Raw genomic sequence first — 25,449 nt, 5'->3', positions numbered from 1 at the left:
TCCATCCCCCCATCAACCGGCGAAGATCAGCCTACCCCCATTTCGCCTTGGTGGCCTTGTATGATTTCGCCACGATTTTTTCGAGTACTGGAAGATCAATCTTGTCGAGAGAGCCGATATAAAGACAACTTTTGCCGTTTTTATAAGGCCCGAGCTGTTTCAGCAACGGCTCCTTGTCGCCGAGCGATCCGAGAACATAGAGCGCCAAATTCGCCTTGCGCGGAGAAAACCCAACGGCCAGCATGTCGCCTTCGCGCCCGCTCTCGTATTTATAATGATATTCGCCGAAACCGATAATCGACGGCCCCCACATTTTTGCCTTCTCGCCCGTTACCTTCTTCATCATGGCGAGTAATGTCTTGGCGTCCTTTCGCCGGGTTTCATTCTCGACGCTATTGATGAAGGCCGTCACGCTTTGCGCCGTCGGTACTGTCTTCAGGCTTGCCTTCTTCGCCGCCTTCTTCGTTGTCTTTTTCGAAGCCTTTTTCGCGGTGTTTCTTGTTGACGCTTTGCGCTTGACCGCCATCACGCTTCTCCTGTCGCCTTTGCCCAGTCAGCAGGCAATTTGCGCGATGTCCAGTAAAATGAGAGCGCCGACAAAAGACTGAACCCGCCCAGCGTCGTCATGGCGATGCGCAATCCGGTGACTTCGCCAAAATCAGCCGCAAAAATATCCGACAAGGCGCCGACCCAGAGCGGGCCAAAACCAAGCGCGATAAGGTTCAAAATCAAAAAGAAAAACGCCGTCGCGAAAGCGCGCAATTTGATTGGCGCCAGGGTCTGAACGAGCGAAAAGCCGGGCCCCAGATACATGCCAAGGCCGATGAGAAATGGCGCCGACCACAAAAAGGCGCCCAGCGCGTTTGGCGACCATAAAGACAACCAGCCGCATGGGATCGTCAGCAACATCCCCAGCGCCGGCACCCAGCCATAGGCGCCCTTGCCTTTTTTACCCAACCGGTCGGTGAGATACCCGCCGAGATAAGTGCCTATCCCGTAAGCCACGCCGTTCAACAGCGCCAAGGGAACCGTAATCTCCACATAGGAAAGTTCATAAGTGCGCCGATAAAAATCAACGATCCACAAGCCGGTGCCGTAACCCGTAAACGAAGCGAATGTGACCCCGGCGATCACCCCCCAATAGGTTGGTATGGTCATCAGTTGCTTCAGTCCGTCAGCGAACTTCACCGGCTGCACGCTTTTCGCCGCAACATCTTGCGATCCGCGAATGGGTTCGCGGATCATCAGCTTCATGATCACCGCCAGAAGAACACCCGGAATGCCCACGACAAAGAACGCATTGCGCCAACCGAGCTCCTGCAACACCCAACCGCCCGCGAGAAACGCAAACATCTGTCCGAAAGGTATCCCGAGCGAATAAATCGCCAGGGCGCTTGCGCGTTTTTCTTTTGGAAAATAGTCCGAGATGAGGGAATGGGCGGGCGGCGAGCAGCCCGCCTCACCGATGCCGACGCCGATACGGGCCAGCGCCAGTTGCGTCGCTGTCGTCGTCAGCCCCGAAAGCGCCGTGAAGCCGGACCACAACGCCAGCGAAATCGCGATAATATTCACCCGATTCCAACGGTCGGCGAGCCATGCAATGGGGATGCCCAGGGTTGTATAAAGGACCGCGAAGGCCAGCCCCTTCAACAAGCCCAGCATCGAATCGGAAAGACCAAGGTCTTCCTTGATCGCCGGCGACAGGATGGCGATGATCTGACGGTCAATGAAGTTGAACGTATAGACCAACGTCAACACACCCAGCACGAAATAAGAATACCGGCTGGAGGATTTGTCAGGTGATTGCTCCGTAAGCGGAGCGGCGGTTTCCGGGTGATCTGTCACGAGGCCGCCTTAAAGCCGGAAGCCGGTGACGCAGGTAAGACCTGATGCGCCCACAGCTTTGACTGCGCGCGGATTGTCGATGCGCATAAGCGACCGAATCGCCGCGAAGGTGGAATCAGCGCGCGTGAGGTTCAACGTATAGCGGGCAAGATCCTGCAGATCATCGCCGGAGAGGCGGTCTTCAAGCTCACCCACCATACAATCCGCGGTCTCTCCGGGGATGCCGATGGCGCGGAACCTGTCCTGCAAAGTGTAACGCACCGCCGTCGCACAGGCCGCCATCGTCATTGCGGCGAGCCCCGCCCAAATGAGCTGTTGCACCATCCCCGTCCTCCCTGGATATGTTATTGACCATTTCTTTGAACACGAACAATGCTTAAGAAAGTAGGGAAGAGCAAGGATAAAGGGCGCCCATGGAGCGCGTGACGGTTTACTGCGCATCAAGTCCGAAGACGCATGCGGATTATCTCAACGCCGCGACGCGGCTGGGAGAGATTCTCGGAGAGGCGGGGCTGACGACGGTTTACGGCGGCGGCGGCATCGGCCTCATGGGCGCCGTCGCTGACGGCGCGCTGTCGCGCGGCGGGCGCGTCGAAGGGGTGTTGCCGCGTTTCATGTATGATCTCGAATGGGGCCATCCGGGCCTGACGGATCTGCACCTCGTCAATGACCTTCATGAACGCAAGAGACTGATGATTGACCGGGCCGACGCGGTTGTCGCGCTGCCTGGCGGCTGCGGCACTTTTGAGGAGCTGTTTGAAGCCATTACCTGGAAACGCCTCGGGCTCTTCGACAAGCCGATCGTCATCGTCAACATACGGAATTATTACGATCCGTGCCTTAAACTTCTGGAACAGGCCGTTCGTGAACACTTTATGAATGAAAAGCACCTAGAGATGTGGTCGGTGGCCAATGACGCAGATGGGGTGCTTGACGCCATCAAGACCGCGCCGCCCTGGAGCCATGAAGACAGGCGTTTCGCCGCAGTAAAGCCGTAGACTACGAAAAAGGGAAACATCCGACATGAAAGCCATGATGAGTCACGAAGCCGGCGGACCCGACTCGCTCAAACTGACCGAGGCCCAAACGCCCGAGCCCGGCAAGGACCAATTGCGGATTGCGGTGAAGGCCGCAGGCGTCAACTTCCCTGATACGCTCATCATTCAAGACCTTTACCAGTTCAAGCCGCCGCGCCCTTTCACGCCGGGCGGCGAAGTCGCCGGCGTTGTCGACGCGGTTGGCGAAGGCGTTGACGGCTTTGCTGTGGGCGACCGCGTACTCGCCAGCGGGATTAATGGCGGTTACGCCACACATCTTATCGCGAATGCGTCGGGGACTCACAAAATCCCTGACAACATGCCATTCGATGAAGCTGCATCCTTCATGATGACCTATGGCACATCCCATTATGCGCTTCGTGATCGTGCGAAGCTGCAACCCGGCGAAACGCTGTTCATCCTCGGCGCTGCGGGCGGCGTCGGCGCCGCGGCGATTGAACTCGGCAAGGCCATGGGCGCGAAAGTCGTCGCCGGCGTCTCTTCAGAAGACAAGGCCGCTTTTTGCAAAGACATGGGCGCCGATGAGACCCTCATTTATCCTCGCGGCAGTCTCGACCGCGCATCGCAGAAAAAACTGACCACGGAAATAAAAACCCTGTGCGGCGGCGGCGCCAATGTCGTCTACGACGCGGTCGGCGGCGACTATGCCGAAGCCGCGCTGCGCGCCATGGCGTGGGAGGGGCGTTTCCTCGTGGTCGGCTTTCCGGCAGGCATCCCGAAAATTCCGCTCAATCTTACATTGCTTAAGTCATGCCAGATTGTCGGCGTTTTTTGGGGCGCCTTCACCATGCGCAATCCGCAAAAGAACGAAGAATATGTGGCCGAGATTTTCCGCTTCTACGAAGAAGGAAAAATCCGTCCGCGGATTACGGCGCGCTTTCCCCTGGAGGAAGCCGGCAAGGCGCTTTCCATGATTCAGGACCGCAAAGCCACGGGCAAGATCGTCCTCACAATGGAATAACACGGCGTCACAGCGCCGCCGTAATTTCGCCCACTTACTGTCCAACTGGCTAACAACCAGTTGCGCGGGACGGCTGAATGCGGCCCTTCGGCAAAGGCGGCTGTTAAGCTCTGGCTGACTAGGCTTCCCTCTTCGAAAGAGGGTTTTGCCATGCGTATTCCTGTTTCCGCGATCCTTATCGCTCTGTCCATTCTCGCTCTGGAGGGCTGCGCTGGCGGCATGTCGAAAGACGAATGCCTTTATGCTGACTGGCGGGCGATCGGTTATGAGGACGGCGCCCGCGGCGCCCCCGCAAGCGCGGTTTCATCTCATCGCCAGGCCTGCGCCAAGAAAGCCGGTGTGACGCCTGATATGACCGCCTATCTCATGGGTCGCGATGAAGGCCTGAACCAATATTGCCAGGCCTCCAACGCCTTCTCTATTGGGGCGCGTGGCGGACGTTATTATGGCGTCTGCACCGGACCGGAAGAAGGCGCCTTCGTCACGGCTTATCAGCAGGGCAACCAGCTTTTTGCGCTTCAAAGCGATGTCGCCCATGCCGAACACGCGCTCGCGGCGGCCGACAAACGCCTTCAGGATATCAATCATCAGATTGACCATGCGGAAGCCACGCTCATCTCTCCTGCAACGCCCCATATGGAGCGCGTCGACATTCTTGCCGATCTCAAAAACCTCAATGAGGAAAAGACCCGCGTTAAACGCTCCTTCGGGCCATTGCGCGCAGACTATGAACTGGCGCAGGACGAGCTTGCCGATTATCGCGCCTTTCTTGCCTCGAACGGGCCCTATCCGGGGGCGCAAGGCGTGACGTCTGCGAGTTATTGACGATACGCCAGTCCGGCAAATTCACATAAGAGCGGCCGCGTCTCGCGCGGGTCGATAATGTCTTCGACGAGGAATTGCTCCGCCGTCCGGAACGGAGACGTGACGCGCCCAAGCCGGGCCTTGATTTCGGCGAGCGCCGCCGCAGGGTCCTCTGCTTTTTCAAGCTCGGATTTGTAGGCGACCTCAACGCCGCCTTCCATGGGAAGCGAGCCCCAGTCGCCCGACGGCCACGCGAAGCGGTATTGAAACCGCGTATGATCCGACATGGCGGCGCCAGCAACACCATAAGCCTTGCGGATGATCACTGTCGCCCAGGGAACGGTTGCATCATAGATCGCGTTCATGGCGTCAACGCCGCGCCGGATGGTGGCGGCGCGCTCGGCTTCAAGTCCGATCATGAAGCCGGGATTGTCCACAAGGTGAATGACCGGCAGGCGGAACTGCTCCGCCAGTTGAATAAACCGCCGCGCTTTGTCCGCCGTATCCGCCGTCCATGACCCGCCCAGAAATGTCGGGTCGGACGCGAGCACCGCAACGGGCCAACCGTCAAAGCGCGCAAAAGCGGTAATCGCCGCGCGACCCCAACGCTTGCCCATTTCAAAGACGCTGCCTTTGTCGGCGACCATCTCCAAAATCTTGCGCATGGAATAGGCTTCGCGCTTGCTTTCCGGGACGGCGGAAACAAGCGCTTTTTCTTTCCGCCCCGGTTTGTCGCCGGTTTCGCGCCGCTCCGGCGCGGCGCCGGCGTAAGAGGGCAGATAGGACAGGAATGCCCGCGCCATCGCGAAAGCTTGATCTTCGCTTTCGGCCTCGTCATCGATGACGCCGTTGCGGGTATGAATGTCGGCGCCGCCGAGCTGTTCCTTGTCGAGATTCTCACCGGTCCCGAGGCCGGAGACGACCGCGGGCCCAGCGGTAAAAATTTGCGAGAGCCCACGCACCATTAACGAATAATGCGACGCGACCATACGCGCCGCGCCGAGCCCGGCAGTCGGCCCGAGCGCCAGCGCAACCACGGGAACGGTCTTCAAATTCTTCACCACATGTTCCCACCCGGGAACGAAGGGAACATAGGTGAAGCCCATTTCTTCGAGCATTTTAACAGATCCGCCGCCACCCGTGCCGTCGATCATGCGGATCAAAGGCAGGCGGAGCTCATGAGCCATCTGTTCGGCCATCGCGAACTTGCGATGGATCGCCGCGTCCGCTGCGCCGCCGCGCACGGTGAAATCATCGGCGCTTGCAACGACCGGCGTGTGGTTGATGCGCCCGCGCCCGAAAATGAAATTGCTGGCAGAAAAATCCGTCAGCTCACCCTGGTCGTCATAGTGACCACGCCCGGCGATCTTGCCGATTTCGCGAAAGGAATTTTCGTCAAGCAGCCGCTTCAGACGCTCCCGCGCATCAAGCTTGCCGCGCTCATGCTGACGCGCGACCTTCTCAGCACCGCCCATTTTCTCGGCGAGCGCAGAGCGGCGTTTTAAGTCTTCAAGTTCTTTTTCCCAAGCCATGGCGCGAGTCTACGCGCCGCGCTGGGTTCGTAAAGCAGGAAAAGCATGTCAGGAGACAGATCAGCCGCGTTTATATTCATGGGGCGCCAGCGGGCGGCGTTTCGCCATGAGTTCATCAAGGGGGACCGACGTTCCATCCGCCTGCTGAATGCGCACATGCAAAGGCTTCAAGGCGCGCGCATGGGGGGCGCCGCAGGAATGAGCGATCATGGCGACGTCCTTGCGCATTTTCTCCACATAATTTGCGACCTGTTTGGCCTTCACTTTGGGGTCGAGGCCGTTTTGCAGATGTTTCTTGTGCGTCGTAACGCCTGTCGGGCAATTATTGGTATGGCAGCGCATGGCCTGTATACAGCCGACGGAAAACATGAAGCCGCGCGCCGTGTTCACAACATCCGCGCCGGCGCAATAGGCCCAGGCGACTTCCGCCGGCGTCACAAGTTTGCCCGATGCTATGACTTTGATGCGGTGACGAAGACCACGCCGCTCCAGAATGTCGGTCAACATGGGCAGCGCCTGTTTCAACGGCAGGCCCACATTGTCCATCAACGACATCGGCGCGGCGCCCGTGCCGCCATCCCCGCCATCAAGCGTGATGAAGTCCGGCGCCGCCTCGACGCCGCGCCGTTCGATCGCGTCGCATAATTCGTCGACCCAGCCATAAGCGCCCATCACTGTCTTGAAGCCTGTCGGCAGACCTGTGACGCGCCTTACACGGTCGATAAAGTCGAGCAGCTCTTCAACATTGTCGATTTCCGGATGACGGTTGGGTGAGATGGAAGGCTTGCCCACGGGAATGTGCCGGATTTTCGCAATCTCTCTCGTAACCTTGACGCCGGGTAGAATGCCGCCCTTGCCGGGCTTTGCGCCCTGCGCCAATTTCACTTCAATCATTTTCACAGATGAATGGGCGGCGATCGTCGCAAGCTTGGATTCGTCGAGCATGCCGGCATCGTCGCGGCACCCATATTTCGCCGTGCCCATCTGAAAGATAATGTCGCAGCCGCCCTCAAGATGATACGGCGCAAGACCGCCCTCACCTGTATTCATGTAACAGCCCGCCAGCGCCGCCCCGCGCGACATCGCCTGCACGGCCGGCTTTGACAACGAGCCGTAACTCATCGCTGAAACATTGATCACTGACGGCGCGCGATAAGGATTTGGGGTATAGGGACCGAACTCCACCGCCGGCGGGTCGGACGCTTCCTCGTCAAGGCGCGGGAACGCGCAGTTGATGAAAATCGGGCAGCCCACCAGCGTCAGATTGCGCGTCGATCCGAAGGGGTGCGTATTATTCTTGCCTTTAGCGGATTTATAGATCCAGTCGCGCTCGGCGCGGTTGAACGGCATTTCCTCACGATCGAGGGCGAAGAAATATTGACGGAAAAATTCGCCTAGCCGGGTGAAAAGCTCGCGAAAGCGCCCGATGACCGGATAATTATGGCGCACGGCGTCGCGCGATTGCGACTTGTCCGCAAAATACATGAAGATAACCGCAAGCACGGCGATCCCCACGACGAAAATGAAAATCGTCGACAGGAGCTCAAGCCCCGTCATCGTAAATGTGGTGAGTAGATCCATCGCTCTCGCCCTCTTAGCAATCTGGCGCGAGCCTTATCCTCTCTGTTTTCGCCGCGAAAGCCAATTGACGCGCCAATGCAGTAAATGTGAAGCGCCGTGAGGACTACTCCGCGGCTTCCGCGGTCTGCGCCGGCGTCCAGCGCAGCACCGGATGGCGTGCGGCGGCCGTTTCGTCGAGCCGTCTGCGCGGCGCATAGACAGGCGCCGCCTTGAAACTCTCCGCCTCACCGGCCTTGGCGCGTTTCGCAAGGCTCAACATGGCGTCGCAGAAAAGATCGAGCTCACGCTTCGATTCCGACTCTGTCGGCTCGACCAGCATGGCGCCATGAACGACCAGCGGGAAATACATGGTCATGGGATGGTAGCCTTCATCAATCATGGCTTTTGCAAAATCGATGGTCTCAACGCCCGTATCCTTCAAAAAGCGGTCATCGAAGAGCGCTTCATGCATGCAGTAACCTTCGAAGGCCGGCGTCATCTCGGCTTTCAGGCGTGTGAGCACATAATTGGCGTTCAAAACGGCATCTTCCGACGCCTGTCTTACGCCATCTTTTCCGTGACTCATCATATAGGAAAGCGCCCGCACAAACATGCCCATCTGGCCATGGAAAGCGGTCAGGCGCCCGAAGCTTTCAGCGCTTTCACCCTCCGCTTTTGCAGCGCGGCGGGTTTCAACGAGGCTGTAGCGCCCGTCTTCGCAAACGACATAAGGCACCGGTGCGAAAGGAGCGAGGGCCTCCGACAACACGGTCGGGCCCGAGCCCGGCCCGCCGCCGCCATGAGGCGTAGAGAAGGTCTTGTGCAGGTTGATATGCATGGCGTCGACGCCAAGATCGCCGGGCTTCACCTTGCCGGCGATGGCGTTGAAATTGGCGCCGTCGCAATAGAAATAACCGCCCGCCTCATGCACCGCATCGGCGATAGCGCGAATGTCACGCTCAAAGAGCCCACAGGTGTTGGGGTTTGTCACCATGATGCCGGCGACGTCATCGCCCAGTTTCGCTTTCAGGGCTTCGAGATCGACACGGCCGGTCTTGTCGGCGGGGATCGCATCGACCTTGAACCCACATTGCACGGCGGTCGCGGGATTGGTCCCGTGCGCTGATTCCGGCGCCAGCACGCGCACGCGTTTTCCGGCTTCGCCGCGCGCTTCGAGCGCGGCTTTAATGGCCATCATGCCGCAAAGCTCGCCATGGGCGCCCGCCTTTGGCGACATAGCGACGGCGGGCATGCCCGTCAGTTCTTTCAGCCAATAGGCAAGCGTGTCGATGAGTTCGAGCGCGCCCTGAACGGCGCCTTCCGGCGCCAGCGGGTGAAGGTCTCCGAAACCAGGCAGCCGCGCGACTTTCTCGTTAAGACGCGGATTGTGTTTCATGGTGCAGGAGCCGAGGGGAAACGGCCCCATGTCGATGGCGTAGTTCTTTTGCGACAGCCGCACGAAATGGCGCATGGTCTCCGGCTCGGAAAGACCGGGCAGGCCAATAGGCGCATGGCGTTCCAGCCCACCGAGGCGGGTTTGCTTCCCTTCCGGTTCAGGAAGATCGACGCCGCTCTGTTCGAAAGAGCCGACTTCAAACGACAACGCTTCTTCAATTTGCAGCGCCTTGTTGCCGGTAAATGTTTTCACGTTGGTTTGCATTACTTCGCCTGCATTTGTGGGACGGCCCTGATTGTTCATAGTCATGATAGCGCCTCCGCGAGTTTCGAAGAGAACGCCTCTATGTCATCATCGGCTACGCATTCCGTCGCGGCGACGATGAGAAGATTGTGCGCGTCCTTGTCGTGCGGCCATAGTCGCGCGCCGGGAACGCCGGCGAGCACGCCTCCATCGGCAAGTTTATCGACAATTTCGGCTGCATTTTTTGAAAGACGCAGCGTGAATTCGTTGAAGTAGCTCTTGTTGACCACTTCGACCCCTTTGACCTTGGCGAGCATGTCGGCGGTTTTGCAGGCAGCTTCGTGATTGAGCATCGCAAGCTTGCGCAAACCGGCTTCACCCAAAAGCGTCATATGGATCGTGAAAGCGAGCGTGCAGAGCCCGGAATTGGTGCAGATATTCGACGTCGCCTTATCGCGGCGGATATGCTGCTCGCGCGTCGACAGCGTCAACACAAACCCACGCTTTCCTTCCGCGTCCGCCGTTTCGCCGCAAAGGCGGCCCGGCATCTGGCGAATATATTTCTGGCGCGTCGCAAAGAGCCCCACATAAGGCCCGCCGAAATTAAGGCCATTGCCAATGGACTGGCCTTCGCCCACCACAATATCGGCGCCCATCTCGCCCGGGCTCTTCAAAGCGCCTAATGAGACCGCTTCGGTAAACACGGCGACGAGCAGCGCGCCTTTGGCGTGCGCTGCTTCTGCAATCGGCGTCAGGTCACGCACATTGCCGAACACATCCGGCGACTGAACGATGACGCAGGCCGTATCGTCATCAATTTGCGAGATAATGTCTTCAGACGCATCCACATCAATGGGGGCCTGAACAACCGTCGCGTCCACAAGCTCCAGATTGGTGCGTGTCACGGCGCCGTAATGCGGATGCAGGCCGCCGGAGAGCAACACCTTGTTTTTCTTCGTCACGCGCCGGGCCATTAGCGCCGCCTCAGCGCAGCCCGTTGAGCCGTCATACATGGAGGCGTTAGCGACCTCCATGCCGGTCAGGGCCGCAACCTGCGTCTGGAACTCGAAGAGATATTGCAGTGTGCCCTGCGCGATTTCCGGCTGGTATGGCGTGTAGGCGGTCAAAAACTCCGAGCGCTGAATAATGTGATCGACCGTCGCCGGGATGTGGTGCTTGTAGGCGCCGGCGCCGATGAAAAACGGCCCCGCCCCCGCTGCGCGGTTTTTCGCCGCCATGGCGCCAAGCGCGCGCTCCACCTCCATCTCGCCCTTATGGTCGGGCAAATCAAAATCAGCGTTTAACGCCTCATTCGGCACGTCAGCGAACAATGTGTCGATATCCGCGGCGCCGATGGTTTTCAGCATCGCCTGCCGATCTGCATTATTATGGGGCAAATATCTCATCGAACAGTCCTTTTCACGCCCGGTCGCAACTTAAGAATTGCCGGCGAAATCCTTGTAGGCGCCCTCATCCATCAGCGCGTCAATTTCAGCGGGGTTTGACGGTTTGATCTTCACAAACCAGGCGGCGCCCTGCGGATCTTCGTTGACCTTTGCAGGCTCGTCGACGATAGCGCTGTTGACCTCGACGATGTCGCCAGAAATCGGCGCATAAACGTCCGAAGCGGCTTTCACCGATTCAACGACAGCCATTTCATCGCCTTTGGCGAAGGTCTTGCCCACTTCCGGCAGCTCCACAAAGACAACGTCGCCGAGCTGTTCAGCGGCGTGGGCGCTGACGCCGATGACATAGTGGTCGCCTTCAGGTTTCAGCCATTCATGGTCTTCAGTATATTTGACAGTCATTGGTCTCTCCTAACCGCGATAATATCCATGAGGGACAAACGGCATATCAGCGACCACCGCTGACAGAGGCTTGCCCCGCACGATCAAATTCACCGGTGTGCCAGTTTTTGAAAACGCCGCATCCACATAGCCCATGGCGACCGGCGCTCCCGCGCTCGGCCCGAACCCGCCCGAGGTCACGGCGCCAATGGGTTTTCCATCCGTAGACTGAATTTCCGCCCCTTCGCGCGCCGGCGCCCGGCCTTCGGGACGTAACCCCACGCGCAGGCGTTTCGGGCCTTCGACGAGCTCACGCTGAATGCGCGCTGCGCCTGGAAAGCCGCCCTCCTCGCGCCGGCGCTTGCCCACGGCGAAGGCGATATTGCCCTCAATTGGGGAGGTTTCCGGCGTCAGATCGTGCCCATAAAGACAAAGCCCGGCTTCGAGGCGCAGAGAATCGCGCGCGCCAAGACCGATCGGCTCCACTTCCGGCGCGGCCAGCAGCGTTTTCGCGAGGAGTTCCGCATGGCTGTTGGGAACGGAAATCTCGAAACCGTCTTCGCCAGTGTAGCCAAGGCGGCTGACCACAATATAGGCGCGATCATCGGAAGCGGGCCAGTAATGAGGGCGCACCGACATAAAAGGCTGCTCCGCCGCGCCAGGGAAAAGCCGGTTAACAACGGTGGCCGCCTTCGGCCCCTGCACGGCGAGAAGGGATCGATCCGCGGAGACATTCAGCGTCGCCACGCCTCCAAGTTTTTCGCGGATCAGCGCAAAATCCTGTTCCTTTGTCGCGGCGTTCACCACCAGCGACAGCATGCCCTTCATCTCATCGAGAAAAAGCCGCGTGATCATCAGATCGTCGAGGACGCCGCCTTCCTCCGACAGCAAGACTGTGTAGCGCACGCCGCCGGGTTTGAGCTTTTTGATTTCACCCGGAACAAGCGTTTCAATCGCGGCGGCGATTTTCTCATGGGCCTCATCGGTCCCGAGCGGCGCTTCGGTCGTGCTCAAATAGGCGAGCCCCATATGCGAGACGTCAAAAAGACCCGCTTTTTCGCGTGTGTGCAGATGCTCCTTCAACACCCCCGCCGGATATTGCACCGGCATGGCATAGCCGGCGAATTCCACCATCTTCGCGCCGAGCGACAGATGCAGGTCGTAAAGCGGTGTTTTTTTCAGTGTGCTGTGTTCAGTGGCCGACATTCAGCTTTCCCATGACGAAATCGCCGCGCATTACGGCGACCCCGGCTGTCACGGGAACCTGAGAGATTTCGCAAAACGGGACGTCTTAAATAAAGCCGCCTGCTTTGCTTACTCCGTCGGTGGAGCAGCGCGCATCCATCATGCGCCGCCCGCTTTCCAGCCTGCACAGCAACAAGCGGTCCTTTTGCCTGAGAGTTTCCGGGGCGGTTGCTCCTTCGGCGCCCGCCAAAGCCGATCACGGCTCCAGCGTGGTCTCTCCCGCATGCTGCGTGTCCACCAAGGGGCGGACATAGCGAGACATTAGGCGCGCCGTTTTCAGAGTCAATCGGCCTGATAATGACTTGCAGAAAAACTTACGCGACGTTGGCTTTCGACGCAGATGTGCACGCGCTACAATTGCCTTTGATTTCAAGGCGCGCCGTATGCATGTCGAAAGCGGCGGCGCGCACCGCCGGCGCAATATCGGCTTCAACGGCGACAACCTCCAGCTCCTTCACCGTGGAACAGCTTTCACAAACGAGAAAAGTCTGCACCACATGGGGGCCTTCGTGATTGCACACGACAAAGGCGTTCAGGCCGTCGAGCTTGTGGATATGGCCCTTGGCCTCGAGCCCGTCGAGCGCGCGATAGACCGTCATGGGCGCACGCACGCCCCGCTCCTTAAGGCGGTCCAGGATTTCATAAGCCTTGAGCGGGTCTTTGCTGGCCGCGAGCACATCCCAGACCAGCTTTTCGTTTTTCAGCAATCCAGCAGGGCGTTTGCGAACACCCCCCTCGTCGTGATCATGCGTATGTTTGGTCACAACACATCTCCTCCGTCCGGCCAGAAATGTTATATCTTTGTTATATCAATCTGGAAACCCTAATGCCGGTACTTTTTTTCCCGAAACCAGGTGGAGCCCAGCCATTTCACCCCCTCACGAACCGCAAGCCCCGCATGCCGGGAATGAGGAGCCGGATCGCCGCTATCCAAGAGATTCTCGAACACGAGAACGTCTCCCGCCCCGCCCTTGAAGGCAAGGCCGGGAACGAGAAAATGTGTCTCTCCGCCCAGATAATCTTCATTGAGATAGATGAGCGCCGTCGCCGCGCGCTGACCGCCCCGGTCAAGCTCCGGCCCCTGAGGCAGCCAATCGCAATGAGGCCGGTACTCCTTGCCTGGCGCATAATAGAGAACGCCTAAGGATTCGGCGTTCTCTGGCGGCCGCTCCGCCAGCGTTGCGAGGCGGCGATTGATCATGACCAGCGCCAGATCGAGATCAACGAGCGACAGGATCGCCGTCAATGACGTGCGATAGGGATCTTGCACCGACGCTCCCGTGCGCGGGTCGGCGATCAATGATGGCGCAAGAAGACGCGCCGACGAAGCGATCACATATTCGCACTCTTCCGGTGAGAATGAACCGCGAAAGGCTCGCGCGGGGGGCGTCTCGCATAAAATTTCCGGCGTCGCAACAGACGGCGCCGGCTCATCTGCGAGTTTTTTCGCAATACGCGCCCAGTCCGGCGGAGACGGCTGAAAACTTCGCAACGCATCTACACGATCAACCAACGCACGCAACGATGCGGCATGGGGGTATTGCGCACGCTCCAGCAATTCCAGATGTGCGCGGCTGGCTTGCGTGTCCGCATGGGCGCGCCCTTCCCCATAACGGCGCACGGCAACTGCGCCTGCGATGGGATCTTTTGGCGCGGCTGCAGCGACAAGACCGGCGCCGTCCTCATCATCTGGGTCGGCGGCGAAGAGCAACATCGACAACTCGCGCATGGCGGCGGGAACCCCCGCTTGCGCCGCCGCCGTCACAAGCGCGACCGCCTTCGCCCAGTCGCGCGTGACGCCAAGGCCCATGGCGTAAAGCACGCCAAGCAATCGCTGCGCCGGCGCCGAGCCATTTTCAACTGCGCGCGCAAGCATCTCAGCCGCATTGTCGAGACCGGCGTGATCGAGCCTGCGCGTCGCCAGGGTATAAAGCGCATCGCCGAAACCTTGCGCCGCGGCGGCGTTGAGCCAGCGTTCAGCTTCTTGCTTGTCGCCAGCGCCGCTCAACTGCGCGGCGAGCATATATTGCGCTCGCGCATCGCCATTCTCGGCGTGTTGTTTCAGCTCAGTTAAAGACGGCGCCTGCATAGACCGACGCTAGCACCGGTCCTGCGATCAGGGCCAGCCTGCGCGGTCGAAAATGCCCACCGCTTCCGCCTGATGTTCGCCGAGCGCCGACGCAGGAAGTTCATCCGCCTTGAAATCCGCATAGGCGGCGATGGGGCCTTGCGGCGCCACGCCGGGGACAACCGGGTACTCATTGTTGCCGCTTGCGAAGGCGGCTTGCGATTCATCGCGTAGAAGAAAAGCGATCAGCTTTTCGGCGTTCTCTGCATTGGGCGCATATTTCGTAACGCCCGCGCCGGAAATGTTCACATGAGCGCCGCGCCCATTCTGATTTGGAAAGAACAGTTCGAACTTGTCGCCGATCGCGGCGGCTTTCGGATCATCCGCTCCCTTAAACCGTGCGGTGTAATAGGAATTGACAATGCCGAGACGGCATAGGCCCGCCGCCACAGCCTCGATCTGCGACGTGTCATTGCCTTGCGGCTTGCGTGCAAAATTGTCGACAACACCCTTCGTCCAGGCTTCCGCTTCTTCCGCCCCGTCATGGGCGATAATCGACGCCAGCAGCGACTGGTTATAAATGTTCGATGATGACCGGACGCAGATCATGCCGCGATAGGCCGGATCGGCGAGATCTTCGTAAGTCTCCAGCCCTTCCGGCAGGCCCATCTCACCATTGTAGATGATAATGCGGGCGCGCTTTGAAAGGCCGAACCACTTTCCGTCAGGATGCCGGTATTGCGCCGGAACGCGCTCCTCCAAAGCTTCACTGTCTGTCATGCGGAAAACATCGCGCTGATCGGCGCGCCAGAGAATGCCGGCGTCCGCCGTCATGAAAATATCGGCGGGGCTAGCCTCGGCTTCTTGCGTGATCCGCTCAATCAAGGCGTCGCCGCCCGCCTCAATCAGATTGACCCTGATCCCGGTTTCTTCCGTAAACTGATCGAAAAGCACAATATCGGAATCGTAATGGCGCCCGGAATAGACATTGACCTCGCCGGTGATCGGGCGCGCATCATCGCCCGCACCGCCACAGGCGCCCGCCATCAGCATGATAAACCCTGCGATCCACTTCCTTGTGCGCTTCACTGCAACGTCTCCGATCTTAATTGCGAATAATTCTTAATATCAAAATATCAGCGTCACCGGAGAATGCAAGCCGTCGGGCTCCGCGCCGTCGATGACGTCAATTAGTCCGGGAAAACAAAGGCCTTTGACCAGTCGACCACCACCGAGACGCCGTCGCCCACCAATGGCGGCGTGCTCATGGTCACCCATAAGGGCGCGCCATTCGGTTGTTCCAGCCGCACACGCCAGCCGGGCCCGGCGAACCTGACATCTGCGACACGGAAAGGCGCGAGTTCGTCACAAGACGCAATCAGACTGTCGGCGCGCAGAACCGCTTGGGCCGGACCCGCCTTGAGACCCGCCGCCGCGACCTCGCCCAAAGCACAGCGAAAAACGCCGCCGCGCACTTCGCCCGAAAAAACCTGACTGCCCGGAAAGAGCCCTGCGCCGTCAGGCGTTTTCGGATGCTCATATAAATCTTCGGGCGCTGCAATTTCGATGATCTCACCTTCGCGCATCAAAGCGATGCGGTCGCCCAACGCTAACGCTTCATCGGCGTCGTGCGTAACCAGAAGCACCGCAGCTTTCTGCTCCTTCAGTACACGGCGCAATTCCTCGCGCAGGCGGCGGCGCAAGGAGACGTCAATGCTGGCGAAGGGTTCATCCAGCAACAAGGCTTTCGGTTTGCGCGCCACGGCGCGAGCAAGGGCCACACGTTGCTGCTGCCCGCCGGAAAGTTCATGAGGATAGCGCTTCGCGAGCTGTTCGATGCCGAACGCCATCAACTGACCGGCGACGCGCGCCTTTGCGTCCGGGACGCCCTTGAGGCCGAAAGCGATATTCTTTTCAACCGTCAGATGGGGAAAGAGGACATAATCCTGAAAAACAAAACCAATCGGCCGTTGCTCCGGCGGCGATTCCCGCTTCGGCGCGGCAAGCACCGCGCCCTCGAGGCGCACCTCACCCGCCTGCAGGGGTTCGAGCCCGGCGGCGATGCGCAACAGCGTGGTCTTGCCGCAGCCGGAAGGGCCGAAGAGACATACGATTTCACCGGCCTCGGCAGAAAGGCTCGCGCCGCGGACAGCGGCGACAGCGCCAAAGTTGTGCGAAATGCGGTCGAGGTCGAGGCTCATAAGATCTTTCGCGCCCGTTTGCTGCGGGAGGGGATTGGGAATTGCCTTACTTTCGCATAGATGTCACCAGTTGATAACGAGAATTAAGAGCAAGGACTGGACAACGATGGGGCGAGCGCGGGCGAAAAAGGGCGGATGGCGCGGCGCAGCCGCGATCCTCCTGATTGCGATCGCCGCCGCCGCCCCCATCGCCGCGGTGCTCGCCGGCGCGGGGAGCGGAGGCGGCCCCACGCTTTTCGTCTCTGATCTGGGCTTGCGCTATCTGACAACAACGCTCCTTCTTTGCGGGCTCGCCGGGGCTGGCGCCGGGATCATTGGCGCGGGCGCCAGCCTTCTTGTGTCCCTCGCCGACTTTCCGGGCAGAAAGACGCTCGCGATCGCTCTGGCGCTTCCCTTCGCCATTCCGGCCTATGTGGCCGCTTACGCTTATGGCGATCTTTTTGGGCCATTCGGCCCTGTTGCAGAAACTATCGGCATTGCGGCGCTGCCGGAAATCCGATCCCTCCCCGGCGCCGCTTTCGTCCTGATGCTGACGACCTATCCTTATATCTATCTAGCCATGCGCGCCTCCCTCGCCTCGCGGTCGGGGGCGATCATGGAGGCGGCGCGAAGCCTCGGCGCGTCGCCCATGCGCGCCAGTCTTGGCCTTTTGCTTACGGCGAGCCGGCCAGCATTCTTTGGCGGGCTCGCTCTGGCGCTCATGGAAATCGCCGCCGATTACGGCGTCGCCGACTTTTTTGGCGTGCAAACCTTGAGCGTCGGTATTTTCCGCACCTGGCACGGGCTCGGCGATTTACATGGCGCCATGCAACTCGCCGCCGGGCTTTTTCTGGTGGCCCTCATTCTTGTCTTGATGGAAAGCGCAAGCCGCAAAGGACGCGCCAGCGAAGATGCACGCGCCCAGCGCAAGGCGCGGCGCATCAGATTGTCGCCAGCCCATGGCGCCCTGGCTTTTCTTCTTTGCCTACTGCCGGTTCTTTTTGGGTTTGTCGCACCGGCGGCGCTATTGCTGTCGAAATTTGAGCCGGAAATGAATGCTATCGCCATGCGCAACCTCATGCAGGCGGGCGCAAACACGGCCCTGATCGCGGCGGCGGGCGCCGCGATCGCGGTCTTCCTTTCTCTTTTACTTGCTTACAGCGCGCGCGCGGCCCGAGGCCGCATCATCAAGCTCGCTTTGCGCGCCGCGACGCTCGGCTATGCAGTGCCCGGCGCCGTGATGGCGATCGGCGTTCTTGCGCTGTCGGCCAGCATTGCACGCGTTTCAGGATACGCGCTTGCCGGCGGCGTTCTTATTCTGCTTTACGCTTATGTGGCGCGGTTCTTAACGGCCGGATACAACGCCGCCGCGGGCGGCCTGGCCCAAATCAGCCCGCAAATGGACGGCGCGGCAAGAACGCTGGGCGCTGCGCCCGGCCGCATTGTCAGAGACTTGCATTGGCCCATGGCGCGGCTATCGCTCCTTGCCGGGGCGGCGATTGTCGCTATCGACATCACCAAGGAATTGCCGGCGACGCTGATCCTTCGGCCTTTCAATTTCGAAACCCTCAGCACCCAGATTTATCGTCTGGCTTCTGACGAACGTCTAGCTGACGCGGCGCCGGCGGCGCTGATCCTGATTGCGCTCGGGCTGCTGCCATCAATCGCGCTTAGCGTCATCGCCGACAGCGAGCATAAAAAAACCCGCAAGCAGAAACCGCTTGCGGGCCCGGAGCCGAATTTGACAGGTGTGACGAACGTCTGACTTTCAAATTAACAAGAGCCCTGCCGACATTTGCGCAGGGCTCTTGAAGGCGCAAAGCGACGCGTGACTTATTCGCCGCCGCGATAAGCGAAGGGCAAATCGCCCCGTTCAAGGTCGCGATACCGCTCCATCAGCATTTTCTGACGGTTATTGAGATCCTGAGGCCGGCCATTGATGAAGACCGCTTCGGGCCTGGTTGTAACTTCCAGCGGATCGCCGTCCCAGATCACCACATCGGCGATCTTACCGGCTTCAAGCGAACCAAGCTGTCCCCCAAGACCGTACATGGTCGCAGGATTTAGCGTGATCGCTTTCAGCGCCGCCTCATAAGGAAGACCTTCGGCGACGGCATTGCCCGCATGCTGACGGATCAACCGGATATTATGCGCGCCTTCCGTAAAGGTGATGGTCACCCCGGCTTCATTGAGACGCGCCGCGTTTTTCAACGTAGCGTCGATATCCTCGAATTCGCCAGGCAAGTTATAAAGCGCGTCGGTGATCACCGGAATGTTCGCCGCATCGATCTCTTCCGCGACACGCCAGCCTTCCGAGGCGCCATGGATAATGACATTCAGGCGATACGTGTTTTTCAAACGGATCAGCGTGCGTATATCGTTGGCGCTGTTGACCGATACGATCAGCGGTTGTTCGCCATTGATGACCGGGCCAAGTGCTTTCAGATCCGACACAGCGAATCGCCCGTCATGGGGACGACGCACATAATCGTTCGGATTTGCATGATAGGAGCGCGCTTCATCGAGATATTCGCGAAACACAGCCCAGGCGCCCATACGCGTGCCGCCATATCGTTCGGCGCCGCGCTCACCCATGGCGACATACTGCGCCGCCTCGGCCCGGGTGACGGAATTCGAACGGCCCGAAAGATCGATGACCGCCGCCCGGCCGGCAAACATGGTCGGCCCGACTGAAGGCGCCATCAACGCGCGGGTGACGCCCGCCGCCCGGTTCACGGGGATTAGCGCCGATGAGGGGTTGTAAGCGTCAATGGCGTTGAGCGCAGCGCCAAGGGGGAAGCCTTCCATCGGCCCTTGCGCCGGTGATGCGTCATTGGCGTCGTCGACGGCGCCGATCTCAACAAGGCCGATCGATGAAACCGGCGCAAAAAGCCCCGGCGTCACGACTTTACCAGACGCATCGATGACGCTTGCGCCAGCAGGCGCCGACAGATCGGCGCCGACCTGCGCGATGCGGCCGTCACGGATGATGATATCGCCATTCTCGATGACGTCGCCGGAAACCGTGTGGACGGTCCCATCCATAATGGCGACGGTTTGCGCGCTCGCCATGCCCGCAAGAGCAGCAGCAGCGGCGATGAAAGCGGTGAACGTTTTCATGGGAGTTGTTGCTTTCTGTGTTACGCCAATCATTGTCCTGCCCCGCCTGTGAAGCTGTTGTCATGAAGACCGAGTTCGAAATCCACGCGCGGTGAACGCTTGGGATCGGAACGGTCATACATCAAGGCGCCGTCGATATAGACTTTCTCCGCCTTGGCGTAGACCGAGAACGGGTTGCCATTCCACACGACGACATCAGCCATCTTGCCGGCTTCAAGCGTGCCGGTTTCATCGGCAATGCCCATGGCCTCGGCAGGGTTCGCGGTGATCCAGGCGATCGCGTCTTCGGGTTCGATCTCAACGCCGATACGCCGTCCGTCCGCCATCGCTTTCGCTGCTTCCTGATTGAGCCGCTGAATGCCGAGCGCATCATCGGAGTGCACGATGGCGCAGCCGCCGGGCTGGGCATGCACCAGCGCAACATTTTCCCCGACCGTATCGAACGCTTCTAGTTTGAAGCCCCACCAGTCAGCCCACATGGCGGCGCAGACGCCATTCTCCGCGAGGTAGTCCGCGATTTTGTAGGCCTCAATGGCGTGATGGAAGGTCCGGACCTTGTAACCAAATTCCTTGGCCATATCGAGAACCTGCACCATCTCGTCAGCGCGGTAGCAATGCATGTTGACGGTGATGTCGCCATTAAGCGCGCCCGCCAGCGTTTCCAGTTTCAGGTCACGCGTCGGCGCATCTGGCGCATCGCCTTTATCGTCGTCGTCATTTTCGGCCCACTCATCATAGTCGGCCCAATAGTCTTCCCACTTTTTCTTGTAGGCGGCCGCTTCGATCCAGGCGGCGCGATACCCGGCGAAATTGCCCATACGCGTCTGCGGCCCGCCGCGTTCGCCGTAAACACGCTTGGGGTTTTCACCACAAGCCATTTTGAGGCCGTAAGGCGCATCCGGGAATTTCATTCCCTGAACGGAGCGTGAAGGCACATTTTTGAGAATCGCGGACCGGCCGCCAAAGAGGTTCGCCGAACCGGGCAACACTTGCAGCGTAGTGATCCCGCCTGCGAGCGCGCGTGTGAAACCCGCATCCTGCGGCCAGACCGAATGCTCAGCCCATACATAAGCGGTATTCGGGTTGACGATTTCGTTGCCATCGGACGTCGTTGAGTTTGACGGTGACGGGTAATCGCCAAGATGGGAGTGAATGTCGATGATGCCCGGCGTAATCCATTTTCCATTGGCGTTGACGGTGCGCGCGCCCTCCGGCGCTTCAATGTCGCCCGCAGCGCCCACCGCTGAAATCTTCCCGTCGGCAATGAGAACCGCGCCATTGGCGATCCGGTCGCCGGCGCCGGTGAGGACCGTAGCGCCGGTAAGAAGAACCGTTTCCCCTGGATAGGCCTCATAAGTCGAGGGATAGGGATCGAGCGGCGGATGCACGGCGCCGTCCGCCTTGTCCCCGTCATCCCCATCTTTTTCCGCCGTCTTCGCGGCAATCTCCGTGTCCTCAGACGCTGCGGCCTCGGCCGCCTCTTCGCTTTCCGCCCCATTTTGCTGGGCGCAAGCGCTGAGCATCAGAACGGCTAGCGCCGTCCATCCCGTTTTTCGCATAGGTCCCTCGACTTGCTGCAGGCGCAGCTTCGGCTGCGCCATTATTTGTGTCATAAGACTAGCGCAAAATCGGGGCGCGGCCACCCCGCCTGCAAATCGGATTGCAGGAAACCGGGGACTTTAAAGACGCTGGGGATGGGAGTGTTTATGACAACGGGCAAGATCACACGGCGCGCTGCGCTTTTATCCGGCGCTGCTACTGGCGCAGCGTCCTGCGCCTCTTCACCGAATATGACGCCTTATGTCGCAGTCACCGAAAGCGCAGGCGGCGTGTTCTCGCACGGCGTTGCATCCGGCGATCCCGCTGCGACGTCTGTGGTATTATGGACGCGCGTCACGCCTGTCACCCGTGCGGCCATCGCCCGCGTCGCATGGGAAGTCGCAACGGACGAAGCGTTCGCCGAGATCGTCGCCAGCGGCGAAACGCAAACCGGCCTTTCCCGGGACTGGACAGTGAAAGCGCTGGCGGAGGGGCTGAACCCCGGCGCAACTTATTTCTACCGTTTCCGGCTCGGCGGCGATGTCTCGCCCGCAGGCCGCACAAAGACTCTTCCCGAAGGCGCCGTTGAGCAAGCGCGCTTTGCGGTCATGTCCTGTTCGAATTATCCGTTCGGCTATTTCAACGTCTATGATCTTGTTGCGCGCCATGACGACATCGACGCTGTCATTCACCTCGGCGATTACATCTATGAATATAGTCGCGAAGGCTATGGCGGCGATCAAGGGCGCGCGCTGGGACGTGAGCACCTTCCCGCTAATGAATGCGTCAGCCTCGCTGACTACCGCCAGCGTCACGCGCAGTATAAAGCCGACCCATCCAGCCAGGCGATGCATGCGAAACATCCGCTGATCGCTATCTGGGACGACCACGAAACCTCAAATGATTCCTGGTCAGGCGGCGCAGAGAACCATAATCCTGAAACCGAAGGCGACTGGGAGACGCGCCGGCGCGCCGCCTTGCAGGCCTATTATGAATGGCAGCCGGTGCGTGAACCGGATATGGCGCCGGAAGCGTTCTTTCGCTCTTTTTCTTTCGGGGATCTTCTCACTATCGCCGCGCTCGAAACGCGGCTTATGGCGCGAGCGCAACAATTTGAATATTCCGAAGTCATCCCGACGCTGGAGACGCCGGAAGACGTTGCGCATTTCCGCGACGTGGTGCTTTGGGACGAAAGCCGTGAAATGCTCGGCGCGGCCCAGCTCGATTATCTTGACCGCACCTTCAAAACGTCAGTCGCAAACGGCCAGCCATGGCGACTGATCGCCAATCAGGTGATCATGGCCAAGGTGACCGCGCCGGACCTCAATCCCCATGTTGAAGAAGCGCAGATTGTCGAGCTTGAACAGCAATGGAACGAAGCGCGGGCTTTCGTGAAAATGTCCGCGCTCGGACTGCCGCTCAATTTCGACGCCTGGGACGGTTACCCGGCGGCGCGTGAAAGATTTTACGATCTGGCGCGCGACGCCGGCGACACCGGCATGATTGTCGTCACCGGCGACACGCACACCTGGTGGGCGAACGATCTTGTCGACAAGAATGGCGGGCATATGGGCGTCGAACTTGGCACCCATTCAGTCACCTCACCCTCGCCTTACCGCAAGGAATTTCTTGGCGGCATGGGCGCGGAATATGCGCTCCTCACCAATCGCGACAACAAGGATGTGCGGTATCTTTCCGGCGAGTATCACGGCTTCATCGACCTCACGATTACCCGTGATGCGGCACGCGCCGAATACAAGGCCGTCGACACGATTGAGAGCGGCAATTACAACGCCTTCCTGCACGCTGCGTTCGACATCGAAAAGACGGAAAACAGCGCTGAGTTTTCCGACATTGACGGCGCCGGCTTTAAGCAAAACTACCTTTTCGGGAAATAACTCGGCGGCGGCCTCTGCGCCAGGTCGACAGCATTACGCATTTTCGCTCCGGCCGGGCTTGTGTTAAAAGCCCTGACAGGAGCCAATCATAATGTTCATTTCCCGCAGAATTGAAGAGGCGAGCTGGATTCGCTTCCTTGTCAGCTTCACTTTGTTATTCGCCTATTCATATTGGGTTTTCATTCGCCCCGGTTACTGGACTCGCGCCAATGACGCTGCAGCGCCGCTGCCGGAGACCCTGCAGGGCTTTCACGAGGGCGAGCCGGCGCGCGCCTTCGCCATGCTTGGTGAGGCGACAAGCGACTATCTGATCTTTCAGGCCGCCGACATTCCCTTCGCCTTTCTCAATGCGTTGATGATCACGACGGCGGTCGCCCTCGGTCTCAAGATACTGAAGCTTGCCGCAACGCCGCTGCGCTTTCTTCTTCTCTTGCCGTTGATCCTGTTCGCCGCGGAAATTGTCGAAGACGCCCTCCTGTTTCTCATGGCCGCCGATTATATTCCGGACGCCGGCGCCCCTGCAAAAGCGCAGCAAATTATGACCAACATAAAAGGCGCGTCCGGCATGCTCGGAACCGTTTGCGCCCTTGTCGCAATTATCGGCGCCGCCATTGCATCACTCATCCACCTGTTCAGGAAACCCGCATGACGAAACAGGATCTCATCGCCTACGCCGCCGCATTGCCGAAAGCGGAGCTGCATCTTCACATCGAAGGCAGTCTCGAACCGGAGATGTTGTTCAAACTGGCGCAACGCAACAGGATCGAGATCCCTTTCAAGTCCGTCGAAGAAATCCGCGCCGCTTATCAGTTCTCAAACCTGCAGGATTTTCTCGACATCTATTATCAGGGCATGAACGTCCTTCGAACGGAAGAAGATTTCTTCGATCTGACCATGGCCTATCTCAATCGCGCACGCGCCGACAATGTGCGCCATGTGGAAATCTTCTTCGATCCACAAGGTCATACGGAACGCGGCGTCGCATTCGATACGGCCATCAGCGGCATTTTAACGGCGCTGGCCATGGCCAAAGCGCAATTTGGCATGACCGCAAAACTCATCATGTGTTTCCTGCGCCATCTGCCGGAGGAAGACGCCTTTGAAACGCTGAAGCAAGCGGAAAACTGGCTCGACCGGATCGATGGCGTCGGTCTCGACTCTTCCGAAGTCGGCCACCCGCCCTCAAAATTTCAGCGTGTCTTCAAGGCGGCGCGCGAGAGCGGCCTGAAACTCGTCGCGCATGCAGGCGAAGAGGGACCGCCCGATTATGTGCATGAAGCGCTCGACCTGCTCGCTATTGACCGGCTCGACCATGGCAACCGGTCGCTTGAAGATGACGCTCTCATCAAACGTCTCGCGGATGAACAGATGACGCTCACCGTCTGCCCGCTGTCGAACCTCAAGCTTTGCGTTGTGGAGGAGATGGCCGCACATCCGCTGAAACGCATGCTCGATCTCGACCTCCGCGCGACGGTGAACTCCGACGACCCATCCTATTTCGGCGGTTATATGAATGACAATTTCAAAGCGGCGATCGACGCCCTGCCGCTAACAAGGGACGACGTAAAAACCCTTGCAAGGAACAGCTTTCTCGGCTCATTCCTGAGCGAGGGAGAAAAACGCGCGCAGCTGGCGGCGATCGATCTCGTTTAGTCTCGGTGAATTTCCGAAATCTTCGAGCCTTCGAGCGAAAGGTTATACATCAGGCCCTTGTTATCAAAAACGAAGGCGACGATGGGCTGGTTAAGCTGAGTTGTATCGATGGCCCCGCCTGCGCCGACAGTGACGACTGCGACGGATGCGTCGACGCCAATCTCCCAGCCCTGACTTGACCGGAATTTGTCCAGCGCGCCTTGATCGAGAAAAACAATGATCTGCCGGCGCGACTGACCGCCAAACTGCAGGCCAATCGACGCCGCCGCTGTAGAATAATAAGCGACGGTATCGCCGCCGATGCGCAAAGCGCCTTGACCGTATTCGCCGCCGATTCCGATGCCGCCTTTTCTAATCAGCGGAAAAACCAGAACGCCCTTGGCTCTGGTGAGCACAGCCTCGCCGCCGCCGATATCCTCACGAAAATCTGCGAGCGCTTCATCCACGCGGCGGTCGATCTTGGCCGGCTTGGCGGCTTCGGCGGCGCCTGTAACCGCCATCATCATTACGGCAATAGCAAGGACCGGTTTGAAAAATTGAGACATAGTCATTGAAGCCTC

General features: G+C 59.4%; 23 protein-coding genes and 1 riboswitch. Of the genes, 7 read left to right on the top strand and 16 right to left on the bottom strand.

Annotation, left to right across the window (positions count from 1 at the left end):
• Positions 1-31: 31 nt before the first annotated feature.
• From ACFC5L_RS05915 to ACFC5L_RS05905, 3 genes are read right to left on the bottom strand one after another with little or no spacing between them, the layout of a single operon-like run.
• Positions 32-526, bottom strand: coding sequence for a DUF1801 domain-containing protein (locus tag ACFC5L_RS05915; protein ID WP_375201197.1), 495 nt, complete (start codon positions 524-526; stop codon positions 32-34).
• A complete protein-coding gene (locus ACFC5L_RS05910) occupies positions 526-1,845 on the bottom strand; it encodes a spinster family MFS transporter (protein ID WP_375201198.1) in 1,320 nt (439 codons plus the stop codon). The genes ACFC5L_RS05915 and ACFC5L_RS05910 overlap by 1 nt, the downstream gene beginning before the upstream one ends.
• 9 nt (positions 1,846-1,854) lie before the next feature.
• Entirely contained in the window at positions 1,855-2,169 is a 315-nt protein-coding gene (locus ACFC5L_RS05905; protein WP_375201199.1) for a hypothetical protein, read from the bottom strand.
• Between the two features lie 89 nt (positions 2,170-2,258).
• Here ACFC5L_RS05905 and ACFC5L_RS05900 point away from each other — a divergent pair, with 89 nt between their 5' ends.
• From ACFC5L_RS05900 to ACFC5L_RS05890, 3 genes are all read left to right on the top strand, one after another.
• Entirely contained in the window at positions 2,259-2,843 is a 585-nt protein-coding gene (locus tag ACFC5L_RS05900; protein WP_375201200.1) for an LOG family protein, read from the top strand.
• Between the two features lie 25 nt (positions 2,844-2,868).
• Complete coding sequence (locus ACFC5L_RS05895) at positions 2,869-3,864, top strand: NADPH:quinone oxidoreductase family protein (protein WP_375201201.1); 996 nt, start codon at positions 2,869-2,871, stop codon at positions 3,862-3,864.
• A gap of 150 nt (positions 3,865-4,014) precedes the next feature.
• Positions 4,015-4,689 carry a DUF2799 domain-containing protein gene (locus ACFC5L_RS05890; protein WP_375201202.1) on the top strand — a complete coding sequence of 225 codons (675 nt, stop codon included), beginning with the start codon at positions 4,015-4,017 and terminating at the stop codon, positions 4,687-4,689.
• On the opposite strand, the gene ACFC5L_RS05885 is transcribed toward ACFC5L_RS05890, so the two are convergent.
• The 10 genes from ACFC5L_RS05885 to ACFC5L_RS05840 form a co-directional block, all read right to left on the bottom strand.
• The gene (locus ACFC5L_RS05885) at positions 4,683-6,200 is read right to left on the bottom strand and encodes an acyl-CoA carboxylase subunit beta (RefSeq protein ID WP_375201203.1); all 1,518 of its coding nucleotides are present in this window, start codon (positions 6,198-6,200) and stop codon (positions 4,683-4,685) included. The two genes, ACFC5L_RS05890 and ACFC5L_RS05885, sit on opposite strands and share 7 nt — an antisense overlap.
• Before the next feature lie 60 nt (positions 6,201-6,260).
• Positions 6,261-7,781: an FMN-binding glutamate synthase family protein gene (locus ACFC5L_RS05880; protein WP_375201204.1), complete on the bottom strand. Its 1,521-nt coding sequence runs from the start codon at positions 7,779-7,781 to the stop codon at positions 6,261-6,263.
• A 103-nt stretch (positions 7,782-7,884) separates the two neighbouring features.
• A complete protein-coding gene (gcvPB, locus tag ACFC5L_RS05875; RefSeq protein ID WP_375201205.1) occupies positions 7,885-9,465 on the bottom strand; it encodes an aminomethyl-transferring glycine dehydrogenase subunit GcvPB in 1,581 nt (526 codons plus the stop codon).
• The gene (gene gcvPA / locus ACFC5L_RS05870) at positions 9,462-10,805 is read right to left on the bottom strand and encodes an aminomethyl-transferring glycine dehydrogenase subunit GcvPA (protein ID WP_375201206.1); all 1,344 of its coding nucleotides are present in this window, start codon (positions 10,803-10,805) and stop codon (positions 9,462-9,464) included. The genes gcvPB and gcvPA overlap by 4 nt, the downstream gene beginning before the upstream one ends.
• A 30-nt stretch (positions 10,806-10,835) precedes the next feature.
• The gene (gcvH, locus tag ACFC5L_RS05865; protein ID WP_375201207.1) at positions 10,836-11,207 is read right to left on the bottom strand and encodes a glycine cleavage system protein GcvH; all 372 of its coding nucleotides are present in this window, start codon (positions 11,205-11,207) and stop codon (positions 10,836-10,838) included.
• Between the two features lie 9 nt (positions 11,208-11,216).
• The gene (gene gcvT, locus ACFC5L_RS05860; RefSeq protein ID WP_375201208.1) at positions 11,217-12,392 is read right to left on the bottom strand and encodes a glycine cleavage system aminomethyltransferase GcvT; all 1,176 of its coding nucleotides are present in this window, start codon (positions 12,390-12,392) and stop codon (positions 11,217-11,219) included.
• Between the two features lie 166 nt (positions 12,393-12,558).
• Positions 12,559-12,663, bottom strand: a riboswitch (glycine riboswitch).
• Between the two features lie 82 nt (positions 12,664-12,745).
• Complete coding sequence (locus tag ACFC5L_RS05855; RefSeq protein WP_375201209.1) at positions 12,746-13,195, bottom strand: Fur family transcriptional regulator; 450 nt, start codon at positions 13,193-13,195, stop codon at positions 12,746-12,748.
• A 59-nt stretch (positions 13,196-13,254) separates the two neighbouring features.
• The gene (locus tag ACFC5L_RS05850; RefSeq protein ID WP_375201210.1) at positions 13,255-14,520 is read right to left on the bottom strand and encodes a 2OG-Fe(II) oxygenase; all 1,266 of its coding nucleotides are present in this window, start codon (positions 14,518-14,520) and stop codon (positions 13,255-13,257) included.
• A gap of 27 nt (positions 14,521-14,547) precedes the next feature.
• Positions 14,548-15,588 carry a Fe(3+) ABC transporter substrate-binding protein gene (locus tag ACFC5L_RS05845; RefSeq protein WP_375201211.1) on the bottom strand — a complete coding sequence of 347 codons (1,041 nt, stop codon included), beginning with the start codon at positions 15,586-15,588 and terminating at the stop codon, positions 14,548-14,550.
• Between the two features lie 101 nt (positions 15,589-15,689).
• Positions 15,690-16,700 carry an ABC transporter ATP-binding protein gene (locus tag ACFC5L_RS05840; RefSeq protein WP_375201212.1) on the bottom strand — a complete coding sequence of 337 codons (1,011 nt, stop codon included), beginning with the start codon at positions 16,698-16,700 and terminating at the stop codon, positions 15,690-15,692.
• Positions 16,701-16,806: 106 nt separating this feature from the next.
• Between ACFC5L_RS05840 and ACFC5L_RS05835 the strand changes: the two genes are divergently transcribed.
• Entirely contained in the window at positions 16,807-18,444 is a 1,638-nt protein-coding gene (locus ACFC5L_RS05835; protein ID WP_375201213.1) for an ABC transporter permease, read from the top strand.
• Positions 18,445-18,512: 68 nt separating this feature from the next.
• Here ACFC5L_RS05835 and ACFC5L_RS05830 read toward each other — a convergent pair whose 3' ends face one another.
• Together ACFC5L_RS05830 and ACFC5L_RS05825 are read right to left on the bottom strand one after the other, a co-directional pair.
• Positions 18,513-19,799: an amidohydrolase family protein gene (locus ACFC5L_RS05830; RefSeq protein ID WP_375201214.1), complete on the bottom strand. Its 1,287-nt coding sequence runs from the start codon at positions 19,797-19,799 to the stop codon at positions 18,513-18,515.
• Between the two features lie 29 nt (positions 19,800-19,828).
• Positions 19,829-21,400, bottom strand: a complete 1,572-nt coding sequence (locus ACFC5L_RS05825; RefSeq protein WP_375201215.1) for an amidohydrolase — start codon at positions 21,398-21,400, stop codon at positions 19,829-19,831.
• Positions 21,401-21,505: 105 nt separating this feature from the next.
• Between ACFC5L_RS05825 and ACFC5L_RS05820 the strand changes: the two genes are divergently transcribed.
• The 3 genes from ACFC5L_RS05820 to ACFC5L_RS05810 all read left to right on the top strand — a co-directional run bounded on the left by ACFC5L_RS05820 (position 21,506) and on the right by ACFC5L_RS05810 (position 24,889).
• On the top strand, positions 21,506-23,236 hold the full coding sequence (locus ACFC5L_RS05820) for an alkaline phosphatase D family protein (RefSeq protein ID WP_375201216.1): 1,731 nt from the start codon (positions 21,506-21,508) through the stop codon (positions 23,234-23,236).
• Positions 23,237-23,327: 91 nt separating this feature from the next.
• Positions 23,328-23,885 carry a hypothetical protein gene (locus tag ACFC5L_RS05815; protein ID WP_375201217.1) on the top strand — a complete coding sequence of 186 codons (558 nt, stop codon included), beginning with the start codon at positions 23,328-23,330 and terminating at the stop codon, positions 23,883-23,885.
• Positions 23,882-24,889 carry an adenosine deaminase gene (locus ACFC5L_RS05810; RefSeq protein ID WP_375201218.1) on the top strand — a complete coding sequence of 336 codons (1,008 nt, stop codon included), beginning with the start codon at positions 23,882-23,884 and terminating at the stop codon, positions 24,887-24,889. Before ACFC5L_RS05815 ends, ACFC5L_RS05810 begins: the two co-directional genes overlap by 4 nt.
• Here ACFC5L_RS05810 and ACFC5L_RS05805 read toward each other — a convergent pair.
• Positions 24,886-25,440, bottom strand: a complete 555-nt coding sequence (locus tag ACFC5L_RS05805) for a BPSL1445 family SYLF domain-containing lipoprotein (protein ID WP_375201219.1) — start codon at positions 25,438-25,440, stop codon at positions 24,886-24,888. The genes ACFC5L_RS05810 and ACFC5L_RS05805 overlap by 4 nt on opposite strands.
• Between the last annotated feature and the right edge of the window lie 9 nt (positions 25,441-25,449).

The organism is Hyphococcus sp., assembly GCF_041986965.1.
GTDB lineage: Bacteria > Pseudomonadota > Alphaproteobacteria > Caulobacterales > Parvularculaceae > Hyphococcus.
The sequence above is the reverse complement of the archived record's forward strand: the minus strand, read 5'-3'. Positions and strand labels throughout refer to the sequence as shown.

Excerpts from the sequence above, each read along its gene's own strand:
- ACFC5L_RS05915 (WP_375201197.1), bottom strand. The coding sequence starts at position 526 with ATGGCGGTCAAGCGCAAAGCGTCAACAAGAAACACCGCGAAAAAGGCT.
- ACFC5L_RS05905 (WP_375201199.1), bottom strand. The coding sequence starts at position 2,169 with ATGGTGCAACAGCTCATTTGGGCGGGGCTCGCCGCAATGACGATGGCG.
- ACFC5L_RS05900 (WP_375201200.1), top strand. The coding sequence starts at position 2,259 with ATGGAGCGCGTGACGGTTTACTGCGCATCAAGTCCGAAGACGCATGCG.
- ACFC5L_RS05895 (WP_375201201.1), top strand. The coding sequence starts at position 2,869 with ATGAAAGCCATGATGAGTCACGAAGCCGGCGGACCCGACTCGCTCAAA.
- ACFC5L_RS05890 (WP_375201202.1), top strand. The coding sequence starts at position 4,015 with ATGCGTATTCCTGTTTCCGCGATCCTTATCGCTCTGTCCATTCTCGCT.
- ACFC5L_RS05885 (WP_375201203.1), bottom strand. The coding sequence starts at position 6,200 with ATGGCTTGGGAAAAAGAACTTGAAGACTTAAAACGCCGCTCTGCGCTC.
- ACFC5L_RS05880 (WP_375201204.1), bottom strand. The coding sequence starts at position 7,781 with ATGGATCTACTCACCACATTTACGATGACGGGGCTTGAGCTCCTGTCG.
- gcvPB (WP_375201205.1), bottom strand. The coding sequence starts at position 9,465 with ATGACTATGAACAATCAGGGCCGTCCCACAAATGCAGGCGAAGTAATG.
- gcvPA (WP_375201206.1), bottom strand. The coding sequence starts at position 10,805 with ATGAGATATTTGCCCCATAATAATGCAGATCGGCAGGCGATGCTGAAA.
- gcvH (WP_375201207.1), bottom strand. The coding sequence starts at position 11,207 with ATGACTGTCAAATATACTGAAGACCATGAATGGCTGAAACCTGAAGGC.
- gcvT (WP_375201208.1), bottom strand. The coding sequence starts at position 12,392 with ATGTCGGCCACTGAACACAGCACACTGAAAAAAACACCGCTTTACGAC.
- ACFC5L_RS05850 (WP_375201210.1), bottom strand. The coding sequence starts at position 14,520 with ATGCAGGCGCCGTCTTTAACTGAGCTGAAACAACACGCCGAGAATGGC.
- ACFC5L_RS05840 (WP_375201212.1), bottom strand. The coding sequence starts at position 16,700 with ATGAGCCTCGACCTCGACCGCATTTCGCACAACTTTGGCGCTGTCGCC.
- ACFC5L_RS05835 (WP_375201213.1), top strand. The coding sequence starts at position 16,807 with ATGGGGCGAGCGCGGGCGAAAAAGGGCGGATGGCGCGGCGCAGCCGCG.
- ACFC5L_RS05830 (WP_375201214.1), bottom strand. The coding sequence starts at position 19,799 with ATGAAAACGTTCACCGCTTTCATCGCCGCTGCTGCTGCTCTTGCGGGC.
- ACFC5L_RS05825 (WP_375201215.1), bottom strand. The coding sequence starts at position 21,400 with ATGGCGCAGCCGAAGCTGCGCCTGCAGCAAGTCGAGGGACCTATGCGA.
- ACFC5L_RS05820 (WP_375201216.1), top strand. The coding sequence starts at position 21,506 with ATGACAACGGGCAAGATCACACGGCGCGCTGCGCTTTTATCCGGCGCT.
- ACFC5L_RS05815 (WP_375201217.1), top strand. The coding sequence starts at position 23,328 with ATGTTCATTTCCCGCAGAATTGAAGAGGCGAGCTGGATTCGCTTCCTT.
- ACFC5L_RS05810 (WP_375201218.1), top strand. The coding sequence starts at position 23,882 with ATGACGAAACAGGATCTCATCGCCTACGCCGCCGCATTGCCGAAAGCG.
- ACFC5L_RS05805 (WP_375201219.1), bottom strand. The coding sequence starts at position 25,440 with ATGACTATGTCTCAATTTTTCAAACCGGTCCTTGCTATTGCCGTAATG.